A 13,764-nucleotide genomic window follows, 5' to 3' on the forward strand; every position below is an offset into this window, starting at 1 on the left:
TCGCTAGAGGGTGAGCAGCATCCGGGTGTTGCCCAGGATGTTGGGCTTCACATAGGACAGGTCGAGGAACTCGGCCATGCCGGTGTCGAACGAGCGGCACATCTCGTCGTAGACCTCGGCGGTGACCGGGGTGCCCTCGATCTCGGTGAAGCCGTGCCTGCCGAAGAAATCGGTCTCGAAGGTCAGCACGAAGATGCGCGACAGGTGCAGCTCACGGGCCACGGCGAGCAGTTGGGACACCACCCGGTGCCCGACGCCCTTGCCACGCACCTTCGGATGCACGGCCACTGTGCGCACCTCGCCCAGATCGGCCCACAGCACGTGCAGGGCACCGCAGCCGACGATCTCCCCGGCAATCTCGGCGACCCAGAATTCCTGCACCGCCTCGTACAGGTTGACCAGGTTCTTCTCCAGCAGGATCTTGCCGGCGTAGATGTCGACGAGCTCCTTGATGGCCGGCACATCGGACGTGCGGGCCCGCCGCACCGTCAGGGCATCCGGGAGTTGTTCGACCACCTCGCTCACAGCAGCGAGAGTATCTGCTGAGGCAACCGATATTCTGTTCCGGTGCCGGGCCAACCTGATACCGATCCAGTGGTGCCCCGTGCGTCCGTCGCCAATGTCGCCAACCTGTTGACCGGGGTCCGTTTCGTCCTGGTTCCGGTGTTCCTGGCCGCGCTGTTTGCCGATGACGGCCACGAGACGGGTTGGCGAACAATCGCTTTCGTCGTGTTCGCGGCGGCCGTCATCACCGACCATCTCGACGGCGCCCTGGCGCGGGCCTACGGGATGGTCACCGAGTTCGGCAAGCTGGCCGATCCGATCGCCGACAAGCTGCTGATCGGCTCGGCGCTGATCGGGCTGTCGATGCTCGGCGACCTGCCGTGGTGGATCACCATCGTCATCATGGTGCGCGAGATCGGGGTCACCGTGCTGCGCCTGGCGGTGCTGCGGCACGGTGTGATCCCGGCCAGTCGCGGCGGCAAGGTCAAGACGCTGGTGCAGGCGGTCGCGATCGGCCTGTTCATCCTGCCCATCTCGGGGCTGTGGTTGACGACGGCGACGGCCATCATGTGGCTGGCGGTCCTGCTCACGGTGTTGACCGGATTCGACTACGTGGTGTCGGCGGTCCGCGATTCCCGGGCCCGGCCGGCCACCTGAGCAGCGGGGAACCACCGGGCGCCCGGCGGCGTTGACCCTTGTATGACGACACTGCTGCGTGAGGTGATCGGCGACGTCCTGCGTGGCGCACGGACCGGGCAGGGGCGGACCCTGCGGGAGGTGTCCGATGCGGCCAGGGTCAGCCTGGGGTATCTGTCCGAGGTGGAGCGTGGCCGCAAGGAGGCCTCCAGCGAACTGCTCAGCGCCATCTGCGACGCACTCGACATCCCGATGTCGCGGGTGCTGTTCGATGCCGGCACCGAGCTGGCCCGCCAGGAGGAACTGGCCGCTCCGGGTGTCACGGGTATCGACGCGAGCACCAAGGTCGTGATCCCGCAGGTCGTGTCCATGGCGGTGGCTTGATCGGGTGCTGAAACGATAGGTTGACACCCAGCAAGTTGCGCACACCGGAACTACGGCACCCCGAACTACGAAGGCGGAAACGTTCTCATGGCCAATCCGTTTGTCAAGGCGTGGAAATACCTCATGGCGCTGTTCAACTCCAAGGTCGACGAGTATGCCGACCCGAAGGTGCAGATTCAGCAGGCCATCGAGGACGCCCAGCGTCAGCACCAGGCCCTGACCCAGCAGGCCGCACAGGTCATCGGTAACCAGCGCCAGCTGGAGATGCGGCTCAACCGCCAGCTCGCCGACATCGAGAAGCTGCAGGCCAACGTGCGCCAGGCGCTCACCCTGGCCGATCAGGCCACCGCGTCCGGCGACGCCGCCAAGGCCACCGAGTACACCAATGCCGCCGAGGCATTTGCCGCCCAGCTGGTCACCGCCGAACAGAGCGTCGAGGACCTCAAGGCGCTGCACGACCAGTCACTGCAGGCCGCCGGGCAGGCCAAGAAGGCCGTCGAGCAGAACGCGATGGTGCTGCAGCAGAAGATCGCCGAGCGCACCAAGCTGCTCAGCCAGCTGGAGCAGGCCAAGATGCAGGAGCAGGTCAGCGCCTCGCTGCGTTCGATGAGCGAGATCTCGGCCCCGGGCACCACGCCCAACCTGGACGAGGTCCGGGAGAAGATCGAGCGTCGTTACGCGAACGCCATGGGCGCCACCGAGCTGGCCCAGAACTCCGTGCAGGGCCGCATGATGGAGGTCCAGCAGGCCAGCGTGCAGATGGCCGGACACTCGCGGCTGGAGCAGATCCGCGCCTCGATGCGCGGGGAGGCACTGCCTTCGGGCGGCGCCGCAGCACCGGCCACCCCGGCGTCGCCGACCGCGAACCCGCCCGCCGCGGCCCCGGAAAACCCACTCTCGCAATAGGAATGAGACATGGCAGGTAGTTTCGGCACGAGCTCACGAGCCCGACGACCGCGCGGCTGGCGCGGGATAGCCGAACGCGGCCTGCAGGGCGGTATCGACACCGCGGCCGAGTTCTCCGGTCTGCTCGCGAGCAAGCTCGCCGCCCTGTCCGATCCCCGGGCCAAGCTGCTGCGCAAGCGGCGTTGGGCGCTGCGGCTGGGTCTGTTCTTCGCCGTCAGCAGTGCGTTCTGGATCCTGGTCACCGCCGTGCTGGCGTCCTGGAGCACCCCGGTCTGGGCGCTCATCGTCACCGGCGTGATCGCCGCGGGCGCGGCGTTCCCCGCGACCCTGTTGTTCCTGCGTTACCGCTGGCTGCGGGCCGAACCGTTACCCGCCGGCCCGACCGCGCGCCGGATGCCGCCGTGGGGTTCGGCCGCCCGCAAGCCGATGGCCGACCTGGCATCCTCCGAGCGCGGCCTGTACTCCCTGCTCGGGGTGTTGCAGCGGGGCCGGATGCTGCCCGAGGCCGAATTGCGCGAGATCGCGGCGGCCGCCGGCCAGACCGCGGTCACCATGGCCGCCACCGCCGACGAAGTGGTCGCCATGGAGCGCACCGCGTCGGCATCCCCGCGCTCACGCGCGCACCTGGCCCCGACCATCGCGTCCTTCACCGCGCAGCTGCAGCGCGGCGCCCACCAGTACGACGAGATGGTCACCGCCGCAGCGCAGTTGGTGTCCTCGGTCAATTCGGGTCCGATGTCGAACTCGCCGATGGCCCAGCAGCGTTACCGCGACGAACTGGTGCACGCCACCGACCGGTTGCAGGGCTGGGCGCAGGCGTTCGAGGAACTGGGCCAGCTGCGCGGCGCCTGATCCGAGGCTGGGAGCGACGGCGACTCGAAGCAACTCAGATGTCGTGCGTGCCGAGCTCGGCCGAGTCCGGGCGTGGCCCGAACCGGTCGATGTAGGACTGGTGCTTGGCGGCGTCGCGCTCGCGGGCCAGCGCATCCACCAGGGATGGATCGAGCCCGTGTACCCGCAGCATGTGCCGCCGCCAGATCTTGTTCAGGGCGTGCGAGAAGTAGATGAACGGGATCAGGATGGGCACCGTCATGCTCAGATGCACATACAGCGTGGTCGGGATGAGCCAGAACGGTGCGAGCACCAGCACCGCCGGGATCAGCACCCGTAGCATCAGCCGGCGGGTCGCACCGTGCCCGGCCAGATCGTTGCGTACCCAGTCCAGCATCGAGTCGGGCAGCCGCCGACCCAGGCAGTAGCCGATCAGCTGGAACAGATTCGGCTTCGTGGCGCTCATCTAGAGCCGGGGCCGCAGGGCGGGGATCACCGCGCCGGCAATGCCGCGGACCAGCGCCTTGGTCATGTCGAACATGTCGAAGTAGTCGCGCCACAGCGTGATGCGCCCGTCGTGCACCTCGAACACCCCGCACACCCAGAACTGCAGCCGTACCGGCCCGATGATCAGGGCGTCGGTGCGCTCGTTGAGCACCACCGCACCGTCGGCAGCGGTGCGGTGGATGGCCACATCGAATCCGAAACCGGGGCGGTCCAGGGCGGTGAACACCTTGATGGTGCGTCCCCTGCCGCGCACGGTGGGGAATCCGACGTTCTGGTAGACGATGTCGTCGTCGATGAGTGCGGCGGCGGTGTCGAGGTCCGGCCCGCGCAGCGCGAACAGGAACTTCTCCACCGTGGCGATGTTCTGCGCTTCGGTGCTGGTGGTCGATGCCTGGTCGGTCATGGACCTCAGGGTATGTGACAGGGTGTGGCTGTGCGTGTAGCTGTGGTGGCCGGACCGGATCCCGGACATGCCTTCCCGGCCATCGCATTGTGCCGACGGCTGGCGGCCGCCGGAGATGAGCCGACGTTGTTCACCGGTGCACAGTGGCTGGCGACCGCACGATCGGCCGGTGTGCAGGCCGAGCTGCTGGCCGGACTGGACCCCGACGAAGCCGACGACGACGGCGACGCCGGGGCCAAGATCCACCACCGCGCCGCCCGGATGGCGGTCCTCAACCGGCCCGCAATAGCCTCGCTCGCACCGGATCTGGTGGTATCGGATGTCATCACCGCCTGCGGTGGGATGGCCGCCGAGCAGCTCGGGCTGCCCTGGGTCGAACTGGACCCGCACCCGTTGTATCTGCCCTCGAAGGGGTTGCCCCCGCTGGGCAGCGGCCTGGCCCCGGGGGTGGGGGTACGCGGGCGGCTGCGCGACACGGTGCTGCGGGCGCTGACCGCGCGCTCGATCCGGGCCGGCCACCGGCACCGGCAGCAGGCCCGGGTGGGGATCGGGTTGCCGGCCCGCGATCCGGGTCCGCTGCGGCGCCTGGTGGCCACCCTGCCCGCCCTGGAGGTGCCGCGCCCGGACTGGCCCGCCGAGGCCGTGGTCGTCGGCCCGCTGCACTTCGAGCCCACCGATGCGGTGCTGACACCACCGCCCGGCGCCGGACCGCTGGTGGTGGTGGCGCCCTCGACCGCGGTGACCGGCACCGCGGGACTGGCCGAACTGGCGTTGACGGCGCTGCGACCCGGCCGCGACCTGCCCGCCGGGGCCCGGATCGCGGTGTCGCGGCTGGGTGGGGCCGAGCTGGCGGTGCCGGACTGGGCCGTGGTGGGGCTGGGCCGACAGGACGAACTGCTGTCCGCCGCCGATGTGCTGGTCTGCGGCGGCGGGCACGGCATCGTGTCCAAGGCGCTGCTGCACGGCGTGCCGCTGGTCACCGTCCCCGGCGGGGGAGATCAGTGGGAGATCGCCAATCGCGTTGTACGTCAAGGGCTGGGTCGGTTGATCCGGCCGCTCACCGCGGAGTCGCTGACTGCGGCGGTGGCCGGGGTGCTGGACGATCCCGGGTACCGGGCGGCCGCCGAGCGCGCCCGGGTCGGGGCCGGCGACGTCGCCGATCCGGTACAGGTGTGCCATGACGCGTTGGCGACGGCCCGCCGGTAATCGGTAGGTTGGCGGCGTGCGTCTCACCGAGTTCAACGAACGTGTCACCGGGCGGTTCGGTGCCGCCTACGGGGCATCGGTGCTCGTCGACCATGTGCTCAGTGCGCTGGGCGGCCGGACCGCCGCCGAGGCCATCGAGGCCGGCGTGGAACCCCGCGAGGTGTGGCGGGCGCTGTGCGCGGACTTCGAGGTCCCGCGCGATCAGTGGTGAGCCTCAGTGCGCGGGCCGGCCAAAAACCCGGTCCAGGAAGTCGATCTGATCGGCGCGCACCTGCGGGTCGAGGTAGATGTCGAAGTGGCCGTAGGGATAGCGGCGCAGTTCGCCGCGCGGGGCCCGTTCGGCGGTGGTGACCGTCGAGCGCGGCGGCGCGGTGGTGTCTGCGTCGCAGACGCACACCAGCACCGGCATGCGCAGCCGGCGGGCGACGCGCACCGGTCGATAGAACGGGAAGCGCAGCATCAGCCGGGCGGCGAACTCGTTGCGCCACAGTGATTCCGGGCCGATGATCGCCGCGAGCCCCGGCTCGGCGTCGGGCGCGGTCATCGCCGCCACCGTTCCGGGTGCGCCGACCGCGGGCGCCAGCAGCGGCGGCCGGCCGCGCCAGGCCCCGATCTGGTCACGCAGGGCCAGTGCGGTGATACGTGCGGCGGTCGGTGGCGGCACCTCGGCCAGGGTCGGCAGCGCGTCGGTGAACGGTGCCTGGGAGATCACGGCCGCAATCGACGGGTCATCGGCGGCGACGGCCAGGACGTGGCCCCCGCTGAACGACGATCCCCACAGCGCGACCCGGGTGGGGTCGACACCGTCGAGCCCGCGGACCCACCCCAGCACGGCGCGGTAGTCGGCGTGCTGGGCGGCGATGTCGATGAGCTGGCGGGGTTGCCCGGTCGACGCGCCGAAACCGCGGTAGTCGAACAGCGCGACGACATAGCCGGCCGCGCAGAACGCCTCGGCATAGGCGGGCAGCCCGTCGTCGCGGGTGCCGGCGAAGCCGTGTGCCATGACCACACAGGGTCGGTCACCGTCGGGTGACCCGGGCCGGTACAGGTACACCGCGAGGTGTTCGCCGGCGTGCGGAACCCGGACATCTTCGCGCTGGGACACCTGCCGACGATACCGGGGTGCGGCGCGCGGCGTGTCACCTTGCCTTCGAACACCTGTTCGCTAATGTGGTGGGCGTTCGGCCGGAGTCACTTGTCGGTGGTGCGTTCTAGTCTCGCAGCCAACCGACCGGAACCCCGGTCAACCGCACGACTACGGAGAGGTACTCCCATGGCGCCACAGGCTCCCGATCGCGAAAAAGCACTCGAACTGGCAATGGCCCAGATCGAGAAGAACTACGGCAAGGGCTCGGTGATGCGCCTCGGTGAAGAGGTGCGCCAGCCGATCTCGGTCATCCCCACCGGGTCCATCTCGCTGGACGTCGCACTGGGCATCGGCGGTCTGCCGCGCGGCCGCGTCATCGAGATCTACGGCCCGGAATCCTCGGGTAAGACCACCGTGGCGCTGCACGCGGTGGCCAATGCCCAGGCCGCCGGTGGTATCGCCGCGTTCATCGACGCCGAGCACGCGCTCGATCCCGAGTACGCCAAGAAGCTGGGTGTGGATACCGACGCCCTGCTGGTGTCCCAGCCCGATACCGGTGAGCAGGCCCTCGAGATCGCCGACATGCTGGTGCGTTCCGGTGCGCTGGACATCCTGGTCATCGACTCGGTGGCCGCCCTCGTGCCGCGCGCCGAGATCGAGGGTGAGATGGGCGACAGCCATGTCGGTCTGCAGGCCCGCCTGATGAGCCAGGCGCTGCGCAAGATGACCGGCGCGCTGAACAACTCCGGCACCACCGCGATCTTCATCAACCAGCTGCGCGAGAAGATCGGCGTGATGTTCGGTTCGCCCGAGACCACCACCGGTGGTAAGGCTCTGAAGTTCTACGCGTCGGTGCGTCTGGATGTGCGCCGTATCGAGACGCTCAAGGACGGTACCGACGCCGTCGGCAACCGCACCCGCGTCAAGGTCGTCAAGAACAAGGTGTCCCCGCCGTTCAAGCAGGCCGAGTTCGACATCCTGTACGGCCAGGGCATCAGCCGCGAGGGCTCGCTCATCGACATGGGTGTCGAGCACGGCTTCATCCGCAAGTCCGGCTCGTGGTTCACCTACGAGGGCGAGCAGCTGGGGCAGGGCAAGGAGAATGCCCGCAAGTTCCTGCTGGAGAACGTCGATGTGGCCAACGAGATCGAGAAGAAGATCAAGGAGAAGCTCGGCATCGGTGCCGTGCTGACCGACGATGACGTTCTGCCCGCCCCCGTCGACTTCTGAGAAGCCGGCTGAACCCAAACGGGAGGAGCAGGCGCGGGACGTGTGCCTTCGCCTGCTCACCGTTCGGGCCCGCACCCGGGCCGAGCTGGAAGCGCAGCTGACCAAGCGCGGTTACCCCGAGGATGTCAGCGCCCGGGTGCTTGATCGACTGGTCGAGGTCGGGCTGCTCGACGATGCCGCGTTCGCCGAGGAATGGGTCCGAAGCCGTCGGACCAACTCCGGAAAAGGCAAGCGCGCGTTGGCCGCCGAGTTGCGGACCAAGGGGGTCGACGCCGAGCTCATCGCGTCGACGCTCGACAGCGTCGATGCGGGGGAGTGGCGGGTGCAGGCCGAGCAGCTGGTGGCCAACAAGTTGCGCCGCGAACGCCTCGACGACGAGCTGAAGGTGACCCGGCGGCTGGTCGCGATGCTGGCCCGCCGTGGTTACAGCCAGGGCATGGCCTTCGACGTGGTCAGCACGCAGCTCGCGCAGGAGCGCGAGCGGCGGGCGGTTTAGGCCGGCACCAGGCCCGATCAGATCAGGAAGCCGCCGTCGACATTCAGGGCGATACCGGTGATGTAGCCGGAATCGGGGGAAGCCAGGAACGCCACCGCACTGGCGACGTCACCGGTCTGGCCGTAGTGACCGACGGCCAGTAGCGGGGTCATCTGCTCGGCCAGCGGGCCGTCGGCCGGGTTCATGTCGGTGGCAATGGGCCCGGGCTGGACGTTGTTCACGGTGATACCGCGCGGGCCGAGATCGCGGGCCAGTCCCCGGGTGAAGCCCGCGACGGCGGCCTTGGACAGCGCGTACACCGAAAACGCCGGTACCGGAACGCGATCGGCGTTCACGCTGCCGATGTTGATGATGCGCCCGCCCTGACCCAGGTGCGGTACGGCGGCCTTGCTGGCCACGAACACGCCGCGGACGTTGATGTTCACGATCCGGTCGAACTCCTCGAGATCGAAGTCTTCGATGAGCGCACCGGATGCCACTCCCGCGTTGTTGACCAGGATGTCCAGCCCGCCGAGTTCGGACACCGCGGACTCCACCGATGCGGCCACGGCCTGCGCGTCGGCGGCATCGGCCTGGATGGCCACCACCTTGGCGCCGTCGGCGGTCAGTTCGTTCACCAGTGCCTCGGCCGGCGCGGGTGATGAGTTGTAGGTGAAGGCGACCGAGGCGCCGTCGGCGACCAGCCGGCGGACGATCTCGGCACCGATGCCGCGCGAGGCGCCGGTCACCAGGGCGCGGCGGCCGGCCAGGGGAGCGGTGCGGGTGTTGTCGGTCATGACGTCCTCCGGAGCGGGGAAAGTTCTTTCGAACCGATCGGTTACATTCTGCGTACAGGTCAAGCGCCACTACGACAAGATCATTCCGTACTGTGGCCCGCATCACATCCGGAGGCGAACATGGCGATCGGCAGACCGCTGGGCTTCCATCCGCAGCAGGTGCTCGACACCGCCACCCGCCTGTTCTGGGAGCGTGGATTCGACGGAGTGTCGATCAGCGACCTCACCGAGGCCACCGGTGTCAATCGGCGCAGTCTGTACGCCACCTTCGGTTCCAAGGAGGACCTGTTCCGGCGCGCGGTGGAGCACTACGTCTGCGGGTACGGCGGCTATGCCGCCGAGGCGCTGGCTCGGCCCACGGCCCGCGCCGTCGCCCATGCGATGGTGCACGGCGCCGCCGACGCGACGACCGCGCCCGGTCGGCCGGCCGGTTGTCTGTTGGTGCAGGGCGGTGCCGACCTGGCCGATCTGCGCGGCGCTGGCGTCGCGGTGCTCGCCGATCGGTTCACCGAGGCGCAGGCCGGGGGTGAACTACCCGGCGCGGACCCGGTGGCGCTGGCGCGCTGGATCTCGGCGATCTGTCAGGGCATCGCGGTGCAGGCCCGCAGCGGTGCCACCCGTGAGGAACTGCACGCCATTGCCGACATGTCACTGCGAGCCTGGCCCGAAGACGGTCAGTAGAGCCCGCGTTCGAGTTCGCCGAGCAAGCGCACCGCCGCGGCGACATCCCGATCCTCCCCGAGCGCCCCGGCGAGGATCGTGGCCCACAGATCCCGGATGCGCGCGAGGTTCTCGGCGGCCAGTTCGGTTGAGCGCAGCAATGATTGGCGGCTGTCGGCCGGATCGGGCGAGCGGTGCACCAGTCCCTTGGCCTCGAGGTCGCGCAGGGCGCGGCTGAGGTTGCTGCGCTGCAGCCCGGTTCCGGCGGCGACGGCGCTCGGGCTGGTGTCCGGGTGGTGATCGATATGGCGCAGCACCGTCACCTCGGTGGCCGAGAGATCCAGGACCGACGGGTCGGCCATCGTGCGCGTCTTGAGGGCGCGCGATACCGCGAGCACCAGGTCGGCCAGATCGGCGAGCTGCTCCCTGTGACGCGGTCGGGCTTGCATGCCCCCACTCTAGCTGATAGTTATAGAAATATAACTATCAAACGATAACTATTAGTGGAGTTGCTGTATGACGACATCCGTCGACACCCCGGCGCGGACCGGCACCGCACCGCGCATCACGGCCGGGCTGCTGGTCACCCTCGCGCTGCTGTCGGCGGTTGCCCCGTTCGCCACCGACCTGTACCTGCCCGCCTTCCCGCAGATGGTCACCGACCTGCACACCACCCCGACGGACGTGCAGCTCACCCTGACCGCATTCCTGCTCGGGCTGGCCGGTGGTCAGCTGATCTTCGGCCCGCTCTCCGATCGCTTCGGCCGGGTCAGGCCGCTGCTGATCGGCGCCGTCATCTGCGTCATCGCCAGCCTGGTCGCCACCCTCGCCCCGACCGTGGAGGTGCTGATCGCCGCCCGGTTGGCCCAAGGGCTCACCGGCGCTGCGGGCATGGTGATCGGCCGCGCCATCATCTCCGACCTGGCGACCGGCCGGGCCGCCGCCCGCGCCTTCAGCCTGATGATGATCGTCGGCGGGGTCGCCCCGATCGCCGCACCGCTGGCCGGCGGTTTCCTGGTCGGCCCGGTGGGCTGGCGCGGCGCGCTGGCCGTCATCCTGGCCCTGGTCGTGGTGATGCTGATCGCCGCGCTGGCCGTCATCCGCGAAACCCACACCGACCAGCGCCGCAGCGCGTTGCGGGCCGAGAAGGCCACCGCCGGTTCACCGCTGCGCGATCTGGGTCAACGCGTATACATCGGCAACCTGCTGGCCTTCGGGTTCGCCTTCGCGGTGATGATGGCCTACATCTCGGCGTCGCCGTTCGTCTACCAGACGATGATGGGCCTGTCCTCGGCCCAGTACGGCGCGGTATTCGGGGTCAACGCGTTCGGGCTGCTGCTGATGAGCGCACTGAGCGCGCGGTTGTCGTCCCGGGTCGACCCGCGCCCGCTGGCCGCCGCCGGGCTGGCGCTGATCCTGCTCTCCAGCGTGGCGGTGCTGACCATCGCGCTGACCGGTATCCCGGCCGGCTGGCTGGCACTGCCGCTGTTCACCGCCGTCGCCGGGATGGGCCTGGTCTTCGGCAACGCGACCGCGCTGGCGCTGTCGGCTGCACCGCGAGCGGCCGGGACCGCCTCCGCGGTGCTGGGTGCCACCCAGTTCCTGCTCGCCGCCGCGGTGTCGCCGTTGGTCAGCCTGGCCGGCGAACACACCGCGGGCCCGCTGGGCATCGTGATGGTGTCCGCCGCGGTGGTGGCCTGCGCCGGGCTGGCGCTGGCGCGTCCGTCAGAGCGCTGAACCGTCCTGCGCCAACGGTTTGGCGGCCAACGGTGCCGGGCCCTTCTTCGAGCGCCGCAACCGGGCCTCCAACCGGGTCGCGAACGCCGACAGCGCGAAGTTCAGCCCGATCATCAGCACCGCGATCACCATCAGCGCGGGAATATAGTTGCCGTACGCCGAACCCACGCTCTGGGCCTGGCGCACCATCTCGACGAAGGTGATCTGGTAGCCGATGGCGGTGTCCTTGAGCACCACCACCATCTGCGACACCAGCACCGGCAGCATCGAGGTGATGGCCTGGGGCAGCTGCACCGAGGCCATCGTCTGCGACCACCTCATGCCCAGCGCCGAGGCAGCCTCGGCCTGCCCGCGGGGCAGCGCGTGCACGCCGGTGCGCACGATCTCGGCGATCACCGCGGCGTTGTACAGCGTGAGTCCGGTGATCACACCGGCCAGCGCCAGGTACTCCGAGGCGAAAACGCCGTACATCGCGAACAGCGCGTAGGAGAACAGCATCATGATCAGCACCGGCACGGCGCGGAAGAATTCGACGAACACGCCGCACGACCAACTCACCGCGCGCACCGGTGACAGCCGGCCGACGCCGAGCAGGCACCCGAGCACCAGCGCCAGCACGATCGACACTGCCGCGGCGGTCAGCGTGCCCTCGATGCCGGGCAGCACGTAGGTCGTCCACAGGTTGCCGGTCAGGAACGGCTCCCACTTGGCGGCGTCGAACTGCCCGGCGGCGGCGAACTTCCACACCACCCAGGCGCCGATCGCGGCGAACGCCACGACCGTGGCGACGGCCAGCGCCAGGTTGATCCGGCGTGCCCGGGGACCGGGCGCGTCGAAGAGAACCGAGGACCCCGCGCTCGTCATATTTGTCCGTTCTTCGCGCAAGCGCTCATCACCGCAGCACCGCCCAGCGCTTGCCCAGCCAGCCGAACAGCAGGCCCATCGGCAGTGTGAGGATGACGAAGCCGATCGCGAAGATGCCGCCGACCACCAGCAGTGCCGAGGTGTTCTCCACCATCTCCTTCATCAGCAGCGCCGCCTCGGCCACCCCGATCGCCGAGGCGATGGTGGTGTTCTTCGTCAGCGCGATCAACACCGAACCGAGCGGAATGATGACCGCTCGAAAAGCCTGCGGCAACAAGATGATCCGCAGATTCTGCGAGAAGGTCAGGCCGAGCGAACGCGCTGCCTCGGCCTGACCCATCGGCACGGTGTTCACCCCGGACCGGATCGCCTCACAGACGAACGCGGCGGTGTACACCGTCAGGCCCAGCACCGCGAGCCGGAAGTTGCTGTCGATGATCGAGGTCGGCGAGTTCGGGTCGGTCAGCGTGATGTGCAGCGTGTTGGCCAGCCCCAGCGAACAGAACACCAGGATCAGTGTCAGCGGGGTGTTGCGCACCACGTTGACGTAGCTGGTGCCCACCGCCCGCATCACCGGTACCGGCGACAGGCGCATCGCGGCCAGGACGGTACCCAGCACCAGCGCGCCTATCGCCGCGTACACCGTGAGTTCGATGGTGACCAGGAACGCGGCGAAGATCCGGTCCTGATACTCGCTGAAAACCTCCACGCCCGCGGATCCGCCTACTTCGCGATGGCGGGCGGCTCAGGGGTGGCGATGCCGGCCGGGCCGAGGTTCTTCTCGAACGCCGCCGCCCACGCGCCCTCTGTCTCCATCTTGGTGATGGCATCGTTGATCTTGGTCTGCAGCTCGGAGTCGTCCTTCTTCAGGCCGATGCCGTAGTTCTCCTCGGAGAACGGCTCACCGACGAGCTTGAAGGTGCCGGGATCCTGCGCGGCGTACCCCGCCAGGATGACCTCGTCGGTGGTCACCGCGTCGATCGCCCCGCTCTTGAGCGCCTCCACGCACGCCGAATAGGTGTCGTACTGCTGCAACTGCACCCCGGGGTACTTGTCCTTGATGCGCTGGGCCGGCGTGGACCCGGTGACCGAACACAGCTTCTTGTTGTTCTCCAACGACTCGGCGCCGACGATATCGCTGTTGTCGGCACGCACCAGCAGACTCTGGCCGGTGACCAGGTACGGCCCCGCGAAGCTGACCTTTTCCTTGCGGGCATCGGTGATTGAGTAGGTCGCGGCGATGAAGTCCACCTGGCCGTTCTGGATCAGCGTCTCGCGCTGGCCGGACGGCGCCTCCTTCCATTCGATCTGGTCGGGGGTGTAGCCCAGCTGCTCGGCGACATACGTCGCGACATCGACGTCGAAGCCACTCATCGAGCCGTCCGGATTCTTCAGGCCCAGGCCGGGCTGGTCGAACTTGGTGCCGATGACGACCTTGTTCTCGTCGCCTCCGGATCCGCCACCACAGGCGGCCAGGGACAGCGGCAGCGCGGCGGCCAGTACGGCCGCGGCAGCCACCCGAACTCGAAATGACATC

Annotated in this window: 19 protein-coding genes; 10 read left to right on the forward strand and 9 right to left on the reverse strand. The window is 68.9% G+C overall.

Going from position 1 to position 13,764, the window contains the following annotated elements:
* Positions 1–3: 3 nt before the first annotated feature.
* Positions 4–486: an amino-acid N-acetyltransferase gene (locus BST17_RS15970; RefSeq protein ID WP_083059871.1), complete on the reverse strand. Its 483-nt coding sequence runs from the start codon at positions 484–486 to the stop codon at positions 4–6.
* Between the two features lie 81 nt (positions 487–567).
* Between BST17_RS15970 and pgsA the strand changes: the two genes are divergently transcribed.
* The 4 genes from pgsA (at position 568) to pspM (ending at position 3,282) form a co-directional block, all read left to right on the forward strand.
* The gene (pgsA, locus tag BST17_RS15975) at positions 568–1,161 is read left to right on the forward strand and encodes a CDP-diacylglycerol--glycerol-3-phosphate 3-phosphatidyltransferase (protein ID WP_083059712.1); all 594 of its coding nucleotides are present in this window, start codon (positions 568–570) and stop codon (positions 1,159–1,161) included.
* A gap of 42 nt (positions 1,162–1,203) precedes the next feature.
* Positions 1,204–1,524: a transcriptional regulator ClgR gene (gene clgR, locus BST17_RS15980; protein WP_083059713.1), complete on the forward strand. Its 321-nt coding sequence runs from the start codon at positions 1,204–1,206 to the stop codon at positions 1,522–1,524.
* A gap of 87 nt (positions 1,525–1,611) precedes the next feature.
* Positions 1,612–2,430, forward strand: coding sequence for a phage shock protein PspA (pspA, locus tag BST17_RS15985; protein WP_083059715.1), 819 nt, complete (start codon positions 1,612–1,614; stop codon positions 2,428–2,430).
* Positions 2,431–2,439: 9 nt separating this feature from the next.
* Positions 2,440–3,282: a phage shock envelope stress response protein PspM gene (gene pspM / locus BST17_RS15990; protein WP_165762288.1), complete on the forward strand. Its 843-nt coding sequence runs from the start codon at positions 2,440–2,442 to the stop codon at positions 3,280–3,282.
* A gap of 34 nt (positions 3,283–3,316) precedes the next feature.
* Here the strand turns inward: pspM and BST17_RS15995 are convergent, their stop codons facing one another.
* Positions 3,317–3,727 carry a DUF5313 domain-containing protein gene (locus tag BST17_RS15995; protein WP_083059717.1) on the reverse strand — a complete coding sequence of 137 codons (411 nt, stop codon included), beginning with the start codon at positions 3,725–3,727 and terminating at the stop codon, positions 3,317–3,319.
* Positions 3,728–4,171 carry a limonene-1,2-epoxide hydrolase family protein gene (locus BST17_RS16000; protein ID WP_083059719.1) on the reverse strand — a complete coding sequence of 148 codons (444 nt, stop codon included), beginning with the start codon at positions 4,169–4,171 and terminating at the stop codon, positions 3,728–3,730.
* Between the two features lie 30 nt (positions 4,172–4,201).
* On the opposite strand from BST17_RS16000, the gene BST17_RS16005 reads away from it, so the two are divergent.
* Together BST17_RS16005 and BST17_RS16010 are read left to right on the forward strand one after the other, a co-directional pair.
* Positions 4,202–5,377, forward strand: a complete 1,176-nt coding sequence (locus tag BST17_RS16005; protein ID WP_083059721.1) for a glycosyltransferase — start codon at positions 4,202–4,204, stop codon at positions 5,375–5,377.
* 16 nt (positions 5,378–5,393) lie between these two features.
* Positions 5,394–5,588 carry a DUF3046 domain-containing protein gene (locus BST17_RS16010; RefSeq protein WP_083059723.1) on the forward strand — a complete coding sequence of 65 codons (195 nt, stop codon included), beginning with the start codon at positions 5,394–5,396 and terminating at the stop codon, positions 5,586–5,588.
* A gap of 3 nt (positions 5,589–5,591) precedes the next feature.
* On the opposite strand, the gene BST17_RS16015 is transcribed toward BST17_RS16010, so the two are convergent.
* Positions 5,592–6,482 (reverse strand): alpha/beta hydrolase, encoded by an 891-nt coding sequence (locus BST17_RS16015; protein WP_083059725.1) that lies wholly within the window; start codon positions 6,480–6,482, stop codon positions 5,592–5,594.
* A gap of 168 nt (positions 6,483–6,650) precedes the next feature.
* On the opposite strand from BST17_RS16015, the gene recA reads away from it, so the two are divergent.
* A complete protein-coding gene (gene recA, locus BST17_RS16020) occupies positions 6,651–7,694 on the forward strand; it encodes a recombinase RecA (RefSeq protein WP_083059726.1) in 1,044 nt (347 codons plus the stop codon).
* Positions 7,663–8,190, forward strand: coding sequence for a recombination regulator RecX (recX, locus tag BST17_RS16025; RefSeq protein WP_083059728.1), 528 nt, complete (start codon positions 7,663–7,665; stop codon positions 8,188–8,190). The genes recA and recX overlap by 32 nt, the downstream gene beginning before the upstream one ends.
* A gap of 17 nt (positions 8,191–8,207) precedes the next feature.
* On the opposite strand, the gene BST17_RS16030 is transcribed toward recX, so the two are convergent.
* On the reverse strand, positions 8,208–8,966 hold the full coding sequence (locus BST17_RS16030) for a 3-oxoacyl-ACP reductase family protein (RefSeq protein WP_083059730.1): 759 nt from the start codon (positions 8,964–8,966) through the stop codon (positions 8,208–8,210).
* 120 nt (positions 8,967–9,086) lie between these two features.
* Between BST17_RS16030 and BST17_RS16035 the strand changes: the two genes are divergently transcribed.
* Positions 9,087–9,647 carry a TetR/AcrR family transcriptional regulator gene (locus BST17_RS16035; RefSeq protein ID WP_083059732.1) on the forward strand — a complete coding sequence of 187 codons (561 nt, stop codon included), beginning with the start codon at positions 9,087–9,089 and terminating at the stop codon, positions 9,645–9,647.
* Here BST17_RS16035 and BST17_RS16040 read toward each other — a convergent pair.
* On the reverse strand, positions 9,641–10,075 hold the full coding sequence (locus BST17_RS16040; RefSeq protein WP_083059734.1) for a MarR family winged helix-turn-helix transcriptional regulator: 435 nt from the start codon (positions 10,073–10,075) through the stop codon (positions 9,641–9,643). The two genes, BST17_RS16035 and BST17_RS16040, sit on opposite strands and share 7 nt — an antisense overlap.
* Before the next feature lie 67 nt (positions 10,076–10,142).
* On the opposite strand from BST17_RS16040, the gene BST17_RS16045 reads away from it, so the two are divergent.
* Complete coding sequence (locus tag BST17_RS16045) at positions 10,143–11,363, forward strand: multidrug effflux MFS transporter (RefSeq protein WP_083059736.1); 1,221 nt, start codon at positions 10,143–10,145, stop codon at positions 11,361–11,363.
* Here BST17_RS16045 and BST17_RS16050 read toward each other — a convergent pair.
* From BST17_RS16050 to BST17_RS16060, 3 genes are read right to left on the reverse strand one after another with little or no spacing between them, the layout of a single operon-like run.
* On the reverse strand, positions 11,352–12,227 hold the full coding sequence (locus BST17_RS16050; RefSeq protein WP_083059738.1) for an amino acid ABC transporter permease: 876 nt from the start codon (positions 12,225–12,227) through the stop codon (positions 11,352–11,354). The genes BST17_RS16045 and BST17_RS16050 overlap by 12 nt on opposite strands.
* A 28-nt stretch (positions 12,228–12,255) precedes the next feature.
* Positions 12,256–12,936 carry an amino acid ABC transporter permease gene (locus tag BST17_RS16055; RefSeq protein WP_083059740.1) on the reverse strand — a complete coding sequence of 227 codons (681 nt, stop codon included), beginning with the start codon at positions 12,934–12,936 and terminating at the stop codon, positions 12,256–12,258.
* A 14-nt stretch (positions 12,937–12,950) separates the two neighbouring features.
* Positions 12,951–13,763 (reverse strand): glutamate ABC transporter substrate-binding protein, encoded by an 813-nt coding sequence (locus BST17_RS16060; protein WP_083059742.1) that lies wholly within the window; start codon positions 13,761–13,763, stop codon positions 12,951–12,953.
* Position 13,764 lies beyond the last annotated feature (1 nt).

Origin of the sequence: Mycolicibacterium bacteremicum, assembly GCF_002086115.1 — a bacterium.
In the GTDB taxonomy this organism is placed as follows: domain Bacteria; phylum Actinomycetota; class Actinomycetes; order Mycobacteriales; family Mycobacteriaceae; genus Mycobacterium; species Mycobacterium bacteremicum.

Coding starts and splice junctions, on each gene's coding strand:
- clgR (WP_083059713.1), top strand. CDS start 1,204: ATGACGACACTGCTGCGTGAGGTGATCGGCGACGTCCTGCGTGGCGCA.
- pspA (WP_083059715.1), top strand. CDS start 1,612: ATGGCCAATCCGTTTGTCAAGGCGTGGAAATACCTCATGGCGCTGTTC.
- pspM (WP_165762288.1), top strand. CDS start 2,440: ATGGCAGGTAGTTTCGGCACGAGCTCACGAGCCCGACGACCGCGCGGC.
- BST17_RS15995 (WP_083059717.1), bottom strand. CDS start 3,727: ATGAGCGCCACGAAGCCGAATCTGTTCCAGCTGATCGGCTACTGCCTG.
- BST17_RS16000 (WP_083059719.1), bottom strand. CDS start 4,171: ATGACCGACCAGGCATCGACCACCAGCACCGAAGCGCAGAACATCGCC.
- recA (WP_083059726.1), top strand. CDS start 6,651: ATGGCGCCACAGGCTCCCGATCGCGAAAAAGCACTCGAACTGGCAATG.
- recX (WP_083059728.1), top strand. CDS start 7,663: ATGACGTTCTGCCCGCCCCCGTCGACTTCTGAGAAGCCGGCTGAACCC.
- BST17_RS16030 (WP_083059730.1), bottom strand. CDS start 8,966: ATGACCGACAACACCCGCACCGCTCCCCTGGCCGGCCGCCGCGCCCTG.
- BST17_RS16035 (WP_083059732.1), top strand. CDS start 9,087: ATGGCGATCGGCAGACCGCTGGGCTTCCATCCGCAGCAGGTGCTCGAC.
- BST17_RS16040 (WP_083059734.1), bottom strand. CDS start 10,075: ATGCAAGCCCGACCGCGTCACAGGGAGCAGCTCGCCGATCTGGCCGAC.
- BST17_RS16045 (WP_083059736.1), top strand. CDS start 10,143: ATGACGACATCCGTCGACACCCCGGCGCGGACCGGCACCGCACCGCGC.
- BST17_RS16050 (WP_083059738.1), bottom strand. CDS start 12,227: ATGACGAGCGCGGGGTCCTCGGTTCTCTTCGACGCGCCCGGTCCCCGG.
- BST17_RS16060 (WP_083059742.1), bottom strand. CDS start 13,763: ATGTCATTTCGAGTTCGGGTGGCTGCCGCGGCCGTACTGGCCGCCGCG.